19 protein-coding genes are annotated in these 13753 nt (G+C 32.0%); 7 read left to right on the top strand and 12 right to left on the bottom strand.

What is annotated here, in order from left to right:
• Window positions 1–229, top strand: a 229-nt coding sequence (locus LDL23_RS12165; protein ID WP_291265941.1) for a hypothetical protein, incomplete at its 5' end; no start/stop codon positions are given.
• Window positions 230–417: 188 nt separating this feature from the next.
• On the opposite strand, the gene LDL23_RS12160 is transcribed toward LDL23_RS12165, so the two are convergent.
• The 8 genes from LDL23_RS12160 to LDL23_RS12125 all read right to left on the bottom strand — a co-directional run bounded on the left by LDL23_RS12160 (window position 418) and on the right by LDL23_RS12125 (window position 5167).
• Window positions 418–1290 carry a D-alanine--D-alanine ligase gene (locus tag LDL23_RS12160; RefSeq protein ID WP_366935491.1) on the bottom strand — a complete coding sequence of 291 codons (873 nt, stop codon included), beginning with the start codon at window positions 1288–1290 and terminating at the stop codon, window positions 418–420.
• A 170-nt stretch (window positions 1291–1460) separates the two neighbouring features.
• On the bottom strand, window positions 1461–2135 hold the full coding sequence (locus tag LDL23_RS12155; RefSeq protein ID WP_291265939.1) for an NRDE family protein: 675 nt from the start codon (window positions 2133–2135) through the stop codon (window positions 1461–1463).
• Window positions 2123–2611, bottom strand: coding sequence for a DinB family protein (locus LDL23_RS12150; protein ID WP_291265938.1), 489 nt, complete (start codon window positions 2609–2611; stop codon window positions 2123–2125). Before LDL23_RS12150 ends, LDL23_RS12155 begins: the two co-directional genes overlap by 13 nt.
• Before the next feature lie 4 nt (window positions 2612–2615).
• On the bottom strand, window positions 2616–3092 hold the full coding sequence (gene msrB / locus LDL23_RS12145) for a peptide-methionine (R)-S-oxide reductase MsrB (protein WP_291265937.1): 477 nt from the start codon (window positions 3090–3092) through the stop codon (window positions 2616–2618).
• Window positions 3089–3490, bottom strand: coding sequence for a DoxX family protein (locus tag LDL23_RS12140; protein ID WP_291265936.1), 402 nt, complete (start codon window positions 3488–3490; stop codon window positions 3089–3091). Before LDL23_RS12140 ends, msrB begins: the two co-directional genes overlap by 4 nt.
• 11 nt (window positions 3491–3501) lie before the next feature.
• Window positions 3502–3960: a YHS domain-containing (seleno)protein gene (locus tag LDL23_RS12135; protein ID WP_291265935.1), complete on the bottom strand. Its 459-nt coding sequence runs from the start codon at window positions 3958–3960 to the stop codon at window positions 3502–3504.
• A 62-nt stretch (window positions 3961–4022) separates the two neighbouring features.
• Window positions 4023–4634 carry a Crp/Fnr family transcriptional regulator gene (locus LDL23_RS12130; protein WP_291265934.1) on the bottom strand — a complete coding sequence of 204 codons (612 nt, stop codon included), beginning with the start codon at window positions 4632–4634 and terminating at the stop codon, window positions 4023–4025.
• Window positions 4635–4723: 89 nt separating this feature from the next.
• The gene (locus LDL23_RS12125; RefSeq protein ID WP_291265933.1) at window positions 4724–5167 is read right to left on the bottom strand and encodes a DUF4268 domain-containing protein; all 444 of its coding nucleotides are present in this window, start codon (window positions 5165–5167) and stop codon (window positions 4724–4726) included.
• 70 nt (window positions 5168–5237) lie between these two features.
• Between LDL23_RS12125 and LDL23_RS12120 the strand changes: the two genes are divergently transcribed.
• Window positions 5238–5891: a CoA pyrophosphatase gene (locus tag LDL23_RS12120; protein WP_026726373.1), complete on the top strand. Its 654-nt coding sequence runs from the start codon at window positions 5238–5240 to the stop codon at window positions 5889–5891.
• 105 nt (window positions 5892–5996) lie between these two features.
• Window positions 5997–6806 carry a 1-acyl-sn-glycerol-3-phosphate acyltransferase gene (locus LDL23_RS12115; RefSeq protein ID WP_291265932.1) on the top strand — a complete coding sequence of 270 codons (810 nt, stop codon included), beginning with the start codon at window positions 5997–5999 and terminating at the stop codon, window positions 6804–6806.
• Between the two features lie 29 nt (window positions 6807–6835).
• Here the strand turns inward: LDL23_RS12115 and LDL23_RS12110 are convergent, their stop codons facing one another.
• Genes LDL23_RS12110 through LDL23_RS12100 form a run of 3 tightly spaced genes read right to left on the bottom strand, consistent with a single transcriptional unit; the run spans window position 6836 to window position 8828 of the window.
• Entirely contained in the window at window positions 6836–7690 is an 855-nt protein-coding gene (locus LDL23_RS12110) for a TraB/GumN family protein (RefSeq protein WP_291265931.1), read from the bottom strand.
• Window positions 7690–8331 (bottom strand): hypothetical protein, encoded by a 642-nt coding sequence (locus LDL23_RS12105; RefSeq protein ID WP_291265930.1) that lies wholly within the window; start codon window positions 8329–8331, stop codon window positions 7690–7692. The genes LDL23_RS12110 and LDL23_RS12105 overlap by 1 nt, the downstream gene beginning before the upstream one ends.
• A 2-nt stretch (window positions 8332–8333) precedes the next feature.
• Complete coding sequence (locus tag LDL23_RS12100; protein WP_026726369.1) at window positions 8334–8828, bottom strand: RNA polymerase sigma factor; 495 nt, start codon at window positions 8826–8828, stop codon at window positions 8334–8336.
• Between the two features lie 214 nt (window positions 8829–9042).
• On the opposite strand from LDL23_RS12100, the gene LDL23_RS12095 reads away from it, so the two are divergent.
• Window positions 9043–10347 (top strand): NAD(P)/FAD-dependent oxidoreductase, encoded by a 1305-nt coding sequence (locus LDL23_RS12095; protein ID WP_291265929.1) that lies wholly within the window; start codon window positions 9043–9045, stop codon window positions 10345–10347.
• A gap of 78 nt (window positions 10348–10425) precedes the next feature.
• On the opposite strand, the gene LDL23_RS12090 is transcribed toward LDL23_RS12095, so the two are convergent.
• Window positions 10426–11481, bottom strand: a complete 1056-nt coding sequence (locus LDL23_RS12090; RefSeq protein WP_291265928.1) for a DUF3810 domain-containing protein — start codon at window positions 11479–11481, stop codon at window positions 10426–10428.
• Between the two features lie 84 nt (window positions 11482–11565).
• On the opposite strand from LDL23_RS12090, the gene LDL23_RS12085 reads away from it, so the two are divergent.
• From LDL23_RS12085 to LDL23_RS12075, 3 genes are read left to right on the top strand one after another with little or no spacing between them, the layout of a single operon-like run.
• Window positions 11566–11775, top strand: coding sequence for a hypothetical protein (locus LDL23_RS12085; protein WP_291139715.1), 210 nt, complete (start codon window positions 11566–11568; stop codon window positions 11773–11775).
• Window positions 11775–12068: a type II toxin-antitoxin system RelE/ParE family toxin gene (locus LDL23_RS12080; protein WP_291265927.1), complete on the top strand. Its 294-nt coding sequence runs from the start codon at window positions 11775–11777 to the stop codon at window positions 12066–12068. Before LDL23_RS12085 ends, LDL23_RS12080 begins: the two co-directional genes overlap by 1 nt.
• Window positions 12069–12077: 9 nt before the next feature.
• Entirely contained in the window at window positions 12078–13544 is a 1467-nt protein-coding gene (locus tag LDL23_RS12075; RefSeq protein WP_291265926.1) for an aminoacyl-histidine dipeptidase, read from the top strand.
• The last annotated feature ends 209 nt before the right edge of the window (window positions 13545–13753 follow it).

Here is a 13753-nt window from a genome sequence, read left to right as displayed (position 1 = left end):
ATTCCGAACAGAGAAGTTAAGCCCGACTGCGCAGATGGTACTGCAGTTATGTGGGAGAGTATGTCGCCGCCTTTCTTTTGAAAAGCCTGTCTTTAGACAGGCTTTTTTGTTAGCTATAACCATCAATACGGAAATCGAGAAACCACCTCATAAGGGTGGTTTTTTTGTTTTACACTTTATGATGGAACTTTTAGCGGATGTGCATGAGCGTTCGGCTAAAGTCTCCTAGCTTTAGAATTTTCTTAATGTGTGTTTTATTACCAATATAACATCACTACCGGACTGGGAAAAGTATAATTATTTTAATGAAAACCAATTACGCGTTAGGGATAGGAGCATTTGTTTGAGCTCTTACTTAAAATACCTTAGGATTTTAAGTAAAGCGAGTGCGGATAGCCCGACCCTTGTGGTAATGCCCTAAAACTCTAGAATAGTATCGTAATGTTTGTGGTGATTTTTAAATTCTTGAACACCTTCTTTAAATGTCAAGTATTTTGCACCATTTTTATGGTTGTTTTTACTAATTAAATACATGTAATGAAAATGACGTGTAAGCTCTTTCCAGCCAAACCATAAGCTGTGTTTTGGGTCGTACATGTGGGTGGGTTCGCTTATAGCTCCATTAATTTCAACAATTTGAAAGTGTTTACCTTTTGCTAAATCTTCATAGGAGTTGTACATAATGTCCATTCGACCAAAATGAAAATCTTTTATTTGGCTACAAATGGCATTAAAACTTTCTGTCATTTCAGAAGTGATTTCGTGACTAGCATCTACGAATTTTGTTCCGCGACAATGATTTCCGTAGGGTACAAGGTTAATCGTTTCCCCTTCTTTTAAAACGGTATTTAACAGGTTTTTGTATTCCAATTCAAGAGTTTCTAATTGCAATAAATAGCGTTTGTCTTGATGTAAAAGTTCACGAATCGTGTTTTTTCCGTTTCCAGTAAGAATCATGAATTCTTTTGACACAATTCCCGTAATTTTTCCTGTCTGATTTGGAAGTTTTACATAAAAAAGACCAACTTCATTCTCATAAGGTATCAAATCTTGGAGTAAAATGTCAAATTTTGCTTTTTTAAGGTAATTTTCTAGTTCTTCTGCGTTGTGAATTTTTTTAACTGCCGTTCCTCTTAAACCGATATCTGGTTTTGCAATTAAAGGGAATTGAATATTTTCCGAGTTAATTCTCTGTAAAATAGTTTCTAAATCATCATTTGGTTGAGTTAGAATAGTTTTCGGATAATATTCTGACGGAATCAAATCGTAAATTTCTTTTTTTGATTCCATGAAAAATCCACCATTTTTTATTGTGGGATTCGAGGCATTGAAATAAAAAAACGAACGTGTTCTAATTACATAATACAAGTATTGAAAATAAACAGGAAAATAGACAACTTGATAAGGCCAATATTCCCAATGAACTAGTTTATGTAGAAGGAGATTCAGTTTTGTCATTTTTATTCGAATAAATCAAGATAGTCCATTTCTATTTTATCGTTGGTAACTTTACATTGTGTGATGCTGATGGTTTTTAAAATAGCATTGCGATTGATTTGCAATCCAAATTCTTTATTTTCAGATTCTGTGAATTGATGAAAATATAAAATTTCTTCAGGTGTTGGATTGTTGTTTTCTTTTATAAAATTGGTAAACCATACTTTTCTTTGTTCTCGAATTTCCTTTGAATATAGGGTAGAGGAAGACCAAATGTGAAATTGTTTTTCATCGATAACTTCTTCGGTTTTTTCTACTTCATTCCATCGCAATTGAACTAGTTTATTGTTCTCATATAAGACAATGGTGAAAGGCTCGATGTCCTTTAAATTGGATGTTTTCCAATACTCTAAAGAGTTTTCGGTACTTATTAATTCTAAAACTACTAAACCTCTACTTTTGCGATAATTGGATTTAGGAATATGTTTTTCTTGTGCACCATTGAGTAAAACAACAATTTTAGTTTCGCTATGTGCTATCCAAGTACCACCTGCTTTTGGATCTTTTGGGAAAATGATTTTTTTGCCTTCAATAAAATATTCGGTAGGAGGAAGTGCTCTCTCACGCGTGATTTTTTCATCACGATTGGAAGTAATTATACAACCTTCTCTCGTTGGAACATAAGTTACTGTGCACATTGTTTTCGGTATTCAAGAGTTGATGGTGCAATTCCGAAAGAATCTGAAATTTTAATGTGCGGCAAGCGATACAATGCTACTTTTATCAAAGCTTGATGGTGAATGCTGTGTTCCAAATTGTAAAGTAATTCTCTGAAATAGTTGGTTTCAAGCGTTTCAGTATCGCTGAAACAATTATTTACTAAGTATAATGTCTTATTAGGTTTATCAATCTCAAAACGATATTTTTCTAAGATTTTAATCGCTTCTATTTTGTCGGTTTGAAGGATGATGTCTCGTTTTCTTGTATCGTAATTAATGCAACCACTATCGTAATAATCTAATAGTGAACCTAAAAGTTCAATGATATGACGCAGGTGTTCGCCAATTGTGGCATTCCCTAATTCAGGAAATTTCAATGTCATTTCTTCATAAGTTAATTGGTGAAGAAGGGCGATATTTTCTGAAAGATTTTGCTTTACAATTTGTACCAACATGCGCTTACTTAGTTTCAGGAACAAATTTTATAGAAACCGAATTCATACAATAGCGTTGACCAGTAGTTTCTTTTGGACCATCATCAAAAATATGGCCTAAATGTCCATCACATTTAGCGCATAAAACTTCGGTACGAATCATTCCGTAGCTCAAATCTTGTTTGTACACTACCGAACCTTTTATGGCTTTGTCAAATGATGGCCAACCACAGTGTGAATCAAATTTGGTGTCAGAAGTAAATAAGTCATTACCACAAGCAGCACAAACGTATTTTCCTTTTTCAAAATGATCCCAATATTCTCCAGTAAAAGCTCTTTCAGTGCCTTTATTTCTTAATACTTCATACTGTTCAGGTGTAAGTTCTGCTTTCCACTCAGCATCTGTTTTTTTAGAATTTGAATTCATAGTTTTTGGTTCTTTAGTTTGTGATTGACACGATTGTATCGAAACAATTAATAGTAAAAAAAATAGCTTTTTCATTTTGTATAAATTTTATGATTTAAAATTCTGGAAAAATCTGTTTTGTGTAAATATATTAAAACAATATTTAACGTAAAAATAATTATTGCCAAAGTAAATAAGCCTCCATGGTCTTCTTTAATTGTTATTCCTATAACTAAAAGATGTGACGCTATTGCTCCAGTGATAATACCTAAAGATACGATAATACTTAGTAGTTTGGTTTTATTTATTAGCAATAAAATAGATACTATAAGTTCAATTACCCCAATTCCAATTCTACCAATTGGTTCTAAACCTAATTTTGAAAATATGTATACCGAGTCAGGATGTGCAGTAAACTTAAAATATAAAGTTTGTAGATATATTAAGCTAATTACGATTCTTAGTGTAAAAGACAACAACAATGTTTTTTTCATTTTGATAAAATTTAATTAGTTATTGCTTTCCAATTTTTATCCGCTTGAGTTTTTAATTTTTTCTCATTTTTATTCCAACTTTTAAGAGTATTGTTTAATAGAGAATTATAAAACAAGTACAATTTTCCATCAATAATTTTAAAAGTTTTCGGATTCACTTCTACTTTTTCACCATAATCACCCATAGCAAAAGCACACCAACCGCCATATTGTGGTAAATAGGTAGTAGGAGATTTTAAAAAAGTGTCTTTGTTTTTTTGGGATGAAAAAAGATAGATTACTCCTTGAAATTTTAGGCTTATTTTTTTATCACCAAGTTTGGGTTCGCTTGCTACAAAGTAGGAAACAGGATCATAACCTGAAAGAGCAATTCCATTTTCAATATTTAGATGCTTGACGTCTAAAGTTGAATTTTGAGAAAAAATTACATTCCAAAAAAGTAAAGTAAGTAAGATTTGTATTGGTTTCATTTTAATTGATGTTTAAATTTTACCTTACAAAGGTAATATCGCCTAAAATGACAAAATGTAAACTATTTTACACTTTCGACTAATTTTTTAAATTTTTCAATATCATTGATAATTAGTTTATTATTTTCATTCAGAATAAACTTTTCTTTTTGAAGTTCATTTAATAATGATATTACAGTTTGTCTAGTAGTGCAAATTAATTGCGCCATATCTTTTTGTGTTAGATATTTAGGAATAATGAATTCGCCTTGATTTATTTTTTCACTTTCAATTAATGTAATGAATAGCAAAATCAATCTTGTTTTGGCATCTTTGAATAAAATATTTTTATAACTGTTTTTGATTTTTGTAAACTGAAATCCAATGAATTTGATGTAAGTTAGAGCAAAATCGGGCTTTTGAAGCATAATTTCTTCTAATCGATCTCTATAAAACATACAAAGTATTGCTTCTTCTGAAACTACTTTCATGAATTCCGATTCAGTACTGTTTTTTTCAAAGCCAATTTCTCCAAACAAATCACCTTTTTGAATAATATCCTGAAGAACTTCTTCTCCATCTTCAGTAATTCGAATTAATTTTAAAATTCCTTTTTTCAAGAAGAATATTCGATCTCTTTCGCTATAAGGTAATTCTATAATTTCAGATTTTTTAGATTTCTGAAATTTTTTCATGATGCAAAGCGCATTAACCTCTGAAAAACTTAGGCTTTTGAAAAGTTTATGATCGTGAAGAAACCAATATTTCAACTGTGAGTTCATAACTAAGTATTGATTTCTAAATCTTTAATATAATCTTCATTTTCATAGAAGAAACGCTCAAAAGCATCCATTTTTTCGGCAAAAAAGTCAAAAATTTCTGGCCAAGTATTTTTGTTATTGATACTTATTCCTGTTTTCTCTACCCAAACTCGACTGATTACTTTTCCGGTTTCTAAATAAAAATTGCGTTCAAAAATAACATCATCTAAATAGTCTTCTAAAAGAATGATTTTTAGCGATTCTACTTTCTCATAATATATTTTACGTTTTTCTTCGTCTTTTGGTTCTATATCGAGTAAAACTTGTGCTTTTTTATTGTCAACATAAAATTTGAAGGTTACATCTTTGATTTTGGTATTGTATAACAGCCACTTACGCGGATATTCTTCTGCAAAGGCTATCCAAAAATCTTTTTTTATTTGTAGTGCTTCTTCTTTACTGAACATATTATTGAATTAGAAATTTATTTTGTTTGAAAAAAATAGCTACCTTTAAGGTTGCTAAATTGAAAATAGTATGCTTTTTAACGATTTTATAAAATACATTCCAAAGATAGAAAAAGAAACCCTTCTTTCTACAGATGCCCATGCAAAAATGGCACCTTTAGAGCGTATTTCTTATTTAAAAGAGGAAAATTATATGGATAAAAATCCTAGAAAGGCAGCGGTTTTAATGTTGTTTTATCCTAAAAATGAAGTAACGCATTTGGCTTTAATTGTTCGGAATTCGTATCCAGGAGTTCATTCTTCTCAAATAGGTTTTCCCGGAGGAAAAGTAGAAGAATACGATGCCGATTTAGAGGAAACAGCGCTTAGAGAAACACATGAAGAAGTTGGGATTCATCCAGAAAAAATTCAAATCATCAAACCTTTTAGCGAAATTTACATTCCGCCAAGTAATTTTTTGGTAGCGCCATTTATGGGAATTTCTCACGAAGAATTAACTTTTATTCCTGATTTGGATGAAGTTAAACGGGTTTTAGAATTTTCAATTGCCGACTTTTTAGATGATAAAAGCATCACTAAAGTAAAAATGTCTACTTCTTATGCAACTGATATTGAAGTTCCTGCTTTTATGGTAGATAAATATGTGGTTTGGGGAGCTACTGCTATGATGATGAGCGAGTTAAAGGAAACTATAAAATGTGCTTTAAGTAAATGTAATTTTTAGCGATTTCAAATTATTACCTTATAATGTGATTTTAAGCTGTTTTTCTTTCTAAAATCACCTATTTTACTACTTTTGCGTTCTTGTTTTGTAAAAAAATAAAAAATTATGGGATTATTTAAGAGAAATCCTTTCGGACATATATTGTTTTTAAAGACTTGGTTAATTCGTATTGCGGGTTTTTTAACACACCGTCGTTATCGTTATTTCAACCAATTACAAATTGAAGGTTCTGAGATCATAAGAAGTTTACCTGATACGAATGTTTTATTCATTTCGAATCATCAAACCTATTTTGCTGATGTGGTAGCCATGTTTCATGTTTTTAATGCAGCTTTAAAAGGAAGAGAAAATAATATTAAAAACGTAATGTATTTATGGAATCCTAAGTTAAACATGTATTATGTGGCAGCGAAAGAAACCATGCAAGAAGGATTACTACCTAGAATTCTAGCTTATGCTGGTGCTATTACTGTAGAAAGAACTTGGAGAGCAAAAGGAAAAGACGTTACAGAAAAGAAAGAAGTTAATCCAAATGACACTGAAAATATTAAAATTGCTTTAGAGGATGGTTGGGTAATTACGTTTCCACAAGGAACAACACGTTCATTTAAGCCAGTTCGTAAAGGAACAGCTCATATTATTTTACAACATAAACCAATTGTAGTTCCTATCGTAATTGATGGATTCCGTCGTTCTTTTGATAGAAAAGGATTGATGATTAAGAAAAAAGGAATCTTACAATCGATGGTAATTAAAGAACCTTTAAAAATCGATTATGAAACAGCAACGGTTGACGAAGTAGTTGAAATGATCGAATTTGCAATAGAACAACATCCTTCTTTATTAAAAGTTATTCCATCTGAAGTTTTAGATGAACAAGCAAAATTAGATAGAGAAAGAATGTGGAAATATTAAAATAAAAAAAGAGACAATTGCCTCTTTTTTTATTGAACCGCTTCAACTTTATATCCTTTTTTACGAAGTAGTTTTATTACGCCTTCTTCACCTGCTAAATGTCCGGCACCAACTCCAAAGAATGTGGGTTTATCTTTCATTATTTTAATCATAATTGGAATCCAGTTTTTATTTCTATTGTTCAATAAAACATCTTGGTTTTCGGAAGTGATTTTATTGTCTGAATCATCCATCATTTTTAACATGCCTTCAATGTCTTTATTTTGATAAATAGTTATCATTTCCTGAAACTCTTTTTTGTCTTTTTCTAAATTGTCTTTTACCGTTTTTAATAACTCATCGGCTTGGTCTTGATATGAAATTTCGTCAAATACTTTCATTTGGTCCTCTGCTTTCTCAAGCCCAAAAATTTCTTCGTTTTGCTCTTTTGTAATTTTCATTAATTCAGATTCTACCGATTTAGATTTACAATCTAACATCTTAGGAAACAACATAGAACTTATCATGAAAGGTTTAAAACTGTCAAACAATTTGACCGACATATTTAAATTTTTTTTCATGAATTCATCCAATATTTTAAAATCTTCAGGACTTAATAAAGTTGATAATTTTGCGCCATCTTTCATCATCATGAGTTTCATCATCTGCATTTGAATCGATTTATCATCCATGTCGAGTTCTAAATACAATTGCTCTGTGGCTTCTAGAGCATTTAATGTATTTTCATCTAAAGAAGTATCACAAGTCAAATGGATAGTTCCAAATAAATAGGAAGGCTTGTTCAATCCATTTCCTGAAATTTTCCAAAGTAAACTTTTCTCTAATTCTTGCGCATTTGAAAATAATGAAATAAATAAGGTAAAAAGTAAAAGTACGTAGCGCATTAGAAATCGATTTTTTTGAGTTCGTTGTAATTTTTTTCTAATCGTCTCATTAGAATTCCGTAAAGTAATCTGTAAAATAACCAAATTAGCCCAACAAAGATTGCAATGATGACCGCATAAACAACTAACATAATGCAATAAAAAGTGTTTGGATCTACATTTTGAGACATTTTTTCTACCATTTTACGAATGTTTGGATCATACATAAATTGGAAAATAAACACTAAAATGAATGAAAAAGCCGTCATGGCTAAATTATACCAAACGTAATATTTAACTGTTTTACGAGTTTTTAAAATACTTTGCATTAATTGTTTTACTGTATCGGTAGTATTAATGGTTCTGTAATTTTTGAAAAATAAGTAAATGAAGAATAGAATAACACCATAATTTATAACAGAAATTATTGGCATTACAGTATCTAAGTGATACATTTTTAGAGTTTTGAAATATTCTTCATCTGCTGTAAAAAATGAAATACTAGCCCACAAAACAAGCTCTAAAATGCTGATAATAACGATCCACTTCACAATAGAAGACGAACCTTTATGCAACATTCCATAAATTTCTTTTTCACTTATTTGTTGGAAAGAACCTTCTTGTTTTTTCCAGTCTTTTTTTAATAAATCTAATTCATCCATACTTACGGATTTAATATTTTTTTTAATTTCCCTTTTACACGATTCATTTTTACTCGTGCATTCACCTCACTAATCCCCAACGTTTCTGAAATTTCGGTATAATCTTTATCTTCTAAATACAAGAAAACTAAGGCTTTTTCAATGTCGTTCAATTCGCTAATAGCGCTATACAAAAGCTTTAATTTTTCTTCTTCTTCAAAATTGTAATCATCTTGTGTTACCTTATGAAAAGTGCTATCAAATTCAATAGTATCAATCGTTCTTTTCTTTTTTCGGTATAAGGTAATGGCTGTGTTTAATCCTACGCGATAGGCCCAAGTAGTAAATTTAGAATCGCCTCTAAAGTTGGGAAATGCTTTCCATAACTGAATCGTAATTTCCTGAAACAAATCGTTATGCGAGTCCTCATCAGTAGTATATAACCGACAAATTTTGTGGATTATATTCTGATTTTCTTTGAGTTGCTTTACGAAAAGTGCTTCCGATTCTGATTTCATATCTAATAAGTAGTCTTTTGAATCATTATGTTACAAGTTTAGTAAAAATCAAGTTTAAGTACAAGGACAAACTCAAAAATCAAATGCAGGAGCAAATTCAAAAATCAAACTCATTTAAAAAATTAAAATTTAGTTAAATGTATATTGACTTTTGGTCTTAGGCTTATACTTGAACTTGAAAATTTATTACCTTTGACTAATTAGATTTTAAACGATGAACATACCTCGTAGTAGCTTTCCTAGAATCGTCATCATTGGTGGTGGTTTTGCAGGAATTTCTTTAGCGAAAAGACTTCGCAATAAAAACGTTCAAGTTGTTTTATTAGACAAACACAATTACCATAATTTCCAACCTTTAATGTATCAAGTGGCAACGGGCGGTTTAGAACCCGATTCGATTGCTTATCCGATAAGGAAAATCGTTCAAGAGTATAAAGATTTTTATTTCCGATTGGCCGAAGTTCGCGATATTGATGCAGAAAATAATACAATTTACTCCGATATTGGCGAATTAAAGTTCGATTATTTAGTTATAGCAACGGGTTCGAAAACCAATTATTTTGGGAACAAAGAAATCGAGCGGAATAGTATGGCGATGAAAACGATTCCGCAATCGTTGAATATTCGTAGTTTGATTTTAGAGAATTTCGAGCAAGCGTTGCTAACGAATGATATAGACGAACGCCATAGTTTGATGAATTTTGTTTTGGTAGGCGGTGGACCAACAGGAGTAGAACTTGCAGGTGCTTTAGCCGAAATGAAAAAAGCAATTCTTCCAAAAGATTATCCTGATTTGGATGTTCGAAAAATGGAAATCAATTTGATTCAAGGAAGTAAACGTGTTTTAGATTCTATGAGTGAAAATGCTTCCGAGAAAGCAGAAAAATTTCTGTTAGATTTAGGAGTAAGCGTTTGGAAAAACGTTCGTGTAACAGGTTACGATGGAAAAACGGTTACCACTAGTTCTGACTTATCTTTTGATTCCGCAACGGTGATTTGGACTGCTGGAGTTCAAGGAGCTTTGCCTCATGGTTTAAAAGCCGATAGTTTTATCAAAAATGTGAACCGTATCAAGGTGAATCAATACAATCAAGTAGAAGGTTATGATCATCTTTTTGCGATTGGTGATATTGCCGTAATGGCTTTAGAAAATTACCCACAAGGACACCCTATGATGGCACAACCTGCGATGCAACAAGGACGATTATTAGCCGATAATTTGATTAAAATCATTAATAAAAAAACACCTAAACCTTTCGAATATAAAGACAAAGGTTCTATGGCAACCATTGGAAGAAACAAAGCCGTTGTCGATTTACCAAAATTCAAATTCAGTGGCGTTTTCGCTTGGTTTGTTTGGATGTTTGTGCATTTATTTTCGTTAATTGGATTTAAAAATAAAGCGGTAGTATTCTTAAACTGGGTGTACAATTATGTCCGTTTTGACAGAGAAGCACGATTGATTATGCGTCCTTACAAGAAGAGAAATCAAGTGAGTTTTACGAGTGATGAGTTGTAAGTCTTAAAAAGGGAAAAGCAATAAGGGATTAGGGAAAAGTAAATACATGAGGTAAACTATTCCCTAATCCCTTTTTACTTATAACTTATCGTCATACCCAATCGCCAAACCTACAAACTTACTATAGCCTTCCATGCCGTCTTTTTGTTGGTTGGCCTTTAGGAAATTATCGTAGAAGTATTCAAAAAAAGTATTGATGGGTGTTTGGTATTCCTTCCAAAAGATTTCATTTTCCTCAAAGTTTTTCAAAACACCTTTGTTGATTTTTTTTATATAAGCTTCCGAACTTCCTTCTTGCATCATTTCCAAATTATGCAACGCATAGCGCAATGCAAAACTGTAGGCGGAATATTGGAAATACAAATCCTCATTTTTAGCAGCCGTTACAAATCCGATGAAATTACATTCGCTTTCGCTTCCAATTCCGGTTTGATGCGCCATTTCGTGACATGTAGTTAGTGGTGAAGTGTATTTCGGTTTTAAATAATTCACTTGTGCTTCATTGGTAAACGGATTCAAATAACCACCAAATCCCATATAACTCAACGGATAACTAAACAACGACGATTTTATACTTTTTACTTCGTAACGGAATTCTTGTAAATCGGTTGGGATGTTTTCATAGCCTTTCAAAGCCAAATCATAAATTTCATTATGCGAATACGGAATCACAACGGCAACCGAATCATTTTTAGTGATTTGGAGCTGCAATGCATTGGTTTTTAACAACATTTTTTCAATGAAAGCTTCCAATTGTTGTTTCGAATATTCTTTTTCAATCTGTAATTTTTCATGCAACGGAATGCGATAATAGTTCATTCCCCAAAGCAAATGAAAGAAAAAGTAAAATACCGAAATCCAACTCAATATTGCTAATCCGTTATTCTTCCATTCTTTAAAAAATCCGATTAGGTGTTTCCTTATCCATCGGAATAAAAGTAAAATCAGAACGAAATAAATCACATCACCAAACGAAAACGGTAACCAACCCAATGCTTTTCTCGATACAAAAGCCAAATTTGGATAAAAACCTTTGCTGTACCAATTTTCAACAAAATCAGGAAACAAACCAATCGTTTTTACTACGATGATTTGGATTAGTAAGAATAAAGGAAGGATGAATTTTCTTTTCACGAAATTATATTTGCCATAAAATTAACTAATAATATAGAATAGCACATTTCTTTTTTTGTAAATTTGTTGTTTAAATTAGGAATAATGACAAAAATAACTTTAAATATTCCCGATAACGAATTGACTTTCTTTATGAAATTGATTGAAAAATTTAATTACGAAACTGTAGTTAATGATGTTTCCGTTTCTGAAGAAATGAAAGTAGTTTTAGATGAAAGAAGAGCGTCTTCAAAAAAGGAAAATTTTGTTCCTTGGGAAGAAGCAAAAAAACAAATTCGTTTGAAAACTAAATAATGAGTTATAAAATTGTGATTGAGCCTAGAGCTATTGTTGATATTCAAGAAGCTGTTGAATTTTATGAATCAAAAAGAGAAGATTTAGGTAACTATTTTTTTCAAATTGTTGATGAATATATTGAATCGATTGCAACAAACCCATTTTTTCAAATTCGCTATAAAGATTATCACGGATTACCAGTTAAAATTTTTCCCTACATTATTCTTTACTTTATAGATGAAAAAGAAAAAACAGTTTACATTTTATCTGTCTTTAATACATCACAGAATACAACTAAATATCCAAAATAAACAAATATAATGAGCCAAGAAATTAGAAATCTGGAACCAAAGCCACTTTGGAACAAATTTGCCGATTTGAATGCCGTTCCACGTCCGTCTAAAAAAGAAGAGCGTGTGATTGAATTCATGAAAAACTTCGGAACCAGCTTAGGATTAGAAACGTTTGAAGACGAAATCAGAAACGTTATCATTCGCAAACCAGCAACACCAGGAATGGAAAACCGCAAACCAATTGTTTTACAAGGACATTTGGACATGGTTCACCAAAAAAATAACGATACCAATTTCGATTTCGATACGCAAGGAATTGATATGTATGTGGATGGTGACTGGGTTCGTGCTAAAGGAACTACACTTGGTGCCGACAATGGGTTAGGAGTAGCGATGATTATGGCGATTTTAGAATCTACAGATATCAAACATCCTGCAATTGAGGCTTTGTTTACGATTGATGAAGAAACGGGAATGACTGGCGCTTTGAATTTAAAAGGTGGTGTGTTACAAGGTGAAATTTTATTAAATTTAGATACCGAAGAAGATGATGAAATCGATATCGGTTGTGCGGGTGGAATTGACGTAACAGCGACAAGAGGTTACAACGAAGAGGAAACGCCAGAAGGTTCTGTAGGTTACACGATTACTGTGAAAGGTTTACAAGGTGGACATTCAGGAATGGATATTCATAAAGGATTAGGAAACGCCAACAAAATCATGAACCGTTTGTTATTTGACGGATTTGAGAATTTTGGTTTGCAAATCGCTGAAATTTCAGGAGGAAGTTTACGTAATGCGATTCCAAGAGAAAGCGTTGCGAAAGTTATTATTGCAGAAATGTATGACGAAGCGTTTGTTTTTGACATGCAAGAAGTAATTGGTGATATCAAAACCGAATTCAAAACGATGGAACCGAATTTAACGATTGAAATTGTTAAAAACGATACCGTTCCAGCGAAAGTAATGGATTTAGGTGTTCAAGAAGGTTTATTACGTGCGATTTATGCAGCACACAACGGCGTTTACAGAATGTCGGCGGATATGGAAGACTTAGTAGAAACTTCGAATAACATTGCAAGAGTAATTGTTAAAGACGGACAAATTTCGATTCAGAATTTAACACGTTCTTCTGTGGAAAGTTCTAAAATGGATTTAGCTAATGCCTTGCGTTCGGCTTACGAATTGTTTGGTTGCGAAGTTGATTTTGCAGGAAGTTACCCAGGTTGGACACCAAACGTTAACTCGGAAATTTTAGACGTTTTGACTTCAATTTACGAAAAACAAAACGGTGAAAAACCAAAAGTAGTAGCATGTCATGCTGGATTAGAATGTGGTATTTTAGGAACAAATTATCCAAACATGGACATGATTTCTTTTGGACCAACGATTCACGGAGCACACAGCCCAGATGAAAGAGCATCGATTAAATCGTCTCAGAAATTCTGGAAATTTGTTTTGGAAATTTTAGAGAATATTCCAGTGAAGAAATAAGAATATAGAACATAGAATAAAGAAGAAATCCCGAGTGAAAGCTTGGGATTTTTTTGTTTATACTTTAAAAATGGCGAGTAGCCATAAACAGCTTTTTTAACGTTCTGTGGCTTGCTCTCAGTGGCGTTGAACCAACACCAAGCCATTACAAATATAACAAAACATTCCATTCAGCAGCGGATTTTCCGTAGGAAAATCCGGAAGTAGCC

It is taken from the genome of Flavobacterium sp. (assembly GCF_020217025.1).
GTDB lineage: Bacteria > Bacteroidota > Bacteroidia > Flavobacteriales > Flavobacteriaceae > Flavobacterium.
This window is presented reverse-complemented; position numbering and strand designations above follow the sequence as displayed.

Coding starts and splice junctions, on each gene's coding strand:
- LDL23_RS12125 (WP_291265933.1), bottom strand. CDS start 5,167: ATGTTCAGTAAAGAAGAAGCACTACAAATAAAAAAAGATTTTTGGATA.
- LDL23_RS12150 (WP_291265938.1), bottom strand. CDS start 2,611: ATGTTGGTACAAATTGTAAAGCAAAATCTTTCAGAAAATATCGCCCTT.
- LDL23_RS12105 (WP_291265930.1), bottom strand. CDS start 8,331: ATGGATGAATTAGATTTATTAAAAAAAGACTGGAAAAAACAAGAAGGT.
- LDL23_RS12120 (WP_026726373.1), top strand. CDS start 5,238: ATGCTTTTTAACGATTTTATAAAATACATTCCAAAGATAGAAAAAGAA.
- msrB (WP_291265937.1), bottom strand. CDS start 3,092: ATGAAAAAGCTATTTTTTTTACTATTAATTGTTTCGATACAATCGTGT.
- LDL23_RS12085 (WP_291139715.1), top strand. CDS start 11,566: ATGACAAAAATAACTTTAAATATTCCCGATAACGAATTGACTTTCTTT.
- LDL23_RS12095 (WP_291265929.1), top strand. CDS start 9,043: ATGAACATACCTCGTAGTAGCTTTCCTAGAATCGTCATCATTGGTGGT.
- LDL23_RS12135 (WP_291265935.1), bottom strand. CDS start 3,960: ATGAAACCAATACAAATCTTACTTACTTTACTTTTTTGGAATGTAATT.
- LDL23_RS12155 (WP_291265939.1), bottom strand. CDS start 2,135: ATGTGCACAGTAACTTATGTTCCAACGAGAGAAGGTTGTATAATTACT.
- LDL23_RS12075 (WP_291265926.1), top strand. CDS start 12,078: ATGAGCCAAGAAATTAGAAATCTGGAACCAAAGCCACTTTGGAACAAA.
- LDL23_RS12100 (WP_026726369.1), bottom strand. CDS start 8,828: ATGAAATCAGAATCGGAAGCACTTTTCGTAAAGCAACTCAAAGAAAAT.
- LDL23_RS12140 (WP_291265936.1), bottom strand. CDS start 3,490: ATGAAAAAAACATTGTTGTTGTCTTTTACACTAAGAATCGTAATTAGC.
- LDL23_RS12115 (WP_291265932.1), top strand. CDS start 5,997: ATGGGATTATTTAAGAGAAATCCTTTCGGACATATATTGTTTTTAAAG.
- LDL23_RS12130 (WP_291265934.1), bottom strand. CDS start 4,634: ATGAAAAAATTTCAGAAATCTAAAAAATCTGAAATTATAGAATTACCT.
- LDL23_RS12110 (WP_291265931.1), bottom strand. CDS start 7,690: ATGCGCTACGTACTTTTACTTTTTACCTTATTTATTTCATTATTTTCA.
- LDL23_RS12080 (WP_291265927.1), top strand. CDS start 11,775: ATGAGTTATAAAATTGTGATTGAGCCTAGAGCTATTGTTGATATTCAA.
- LDL23_RS12160 (WP_366935491.1), bottom strand. CDS start 1,290: ATGGAATCAAAAAAAGAAATTTACGATTTGATTCCGTCAGAATATTAT.